This is a genomic window from Caballeronia calidae (genome assembly GCF_900044055.2).
In the GTDB taxonomy this organism is placed as follows: Bacteria; Pseudomonadota; Gammaproteobacteria; order Burkholderiales; family Burkholderiaceae; genus Caballeronia; species Caballeronia calidae.
On sequence record NZ_FCOX02000349.1, the window covers coordinates 1 to 635 of the forward strand.

A 635-nucleotide genomic window follows, 5' to 3' on the forward strand; every position below is an offset into this window, starting at 1 on the left:
ACGCCGGCACCGCCGATATAAAGCTCGCCGGTCGTGCCCGGAGGCACCAGTTGGCCGTGCGCATCGAGCAGGTAGATGCGGGTGTTGGCAAGCGGCTGGCCGATGGGCACCGTCGCATCGTCGAAGCCGTCCGGGCGGCGCCACGCCGTGGCGCAGACGGTGGCCTCGGTGGGTCCGTAGGCGTTGAAGACGCGAATGCCGGGTTGCACCGTGCGCATCAGCGCGGCACCTGGCGCCTCGCCTCCCAGCACGAGCACTTGAAGCCTGGCCAGCGGCGCCAGCGAGGTTTGTCCCTGCAGCATCGCAGGGGGCAACTCGGCATGCGTGATGGCGTGCCGGGCGAGGTAATCCATGAAGGATGTCGTCGCGAGGCGTTCGTCATGCGTGGGCAAATAGAGCGCGGCGCCCGCGATCAGGGTCATGGCCACATCGCCGACGCTGACATCGAAGCCTATGGAAACGAACTGGACGACGCGGCTTTCCGGACGAATGTCGTAGCGTTCAACCTGAGCCTGGGCAAGGTTGAGCAGATTGCGATGCTCGACCATGACGCCCTTGGGCCTGCCGGTCGAGCCGGAGGTGTAGATCACGTAGGCGAGGTGACGGGAGTTCAGGTCCGGCACGATCGGATCGTG

At 66.1% G+C, this 635-nt stretch carries 1 protein-coding gene; it reads right to left on the reverse strand.

Features of this window, described 5'->3' with window-relative positions; translation table 11 throughout:
- Positions 1-623 (reverse strand): AMP-binding protein (locus AWB78_RS42970; protein WP_198399525.1); only part of this gene is annotated, 623 nt, incomplete at its 3' end.
- Positions 624-635 lie beyond the last annotated feature (12 nt).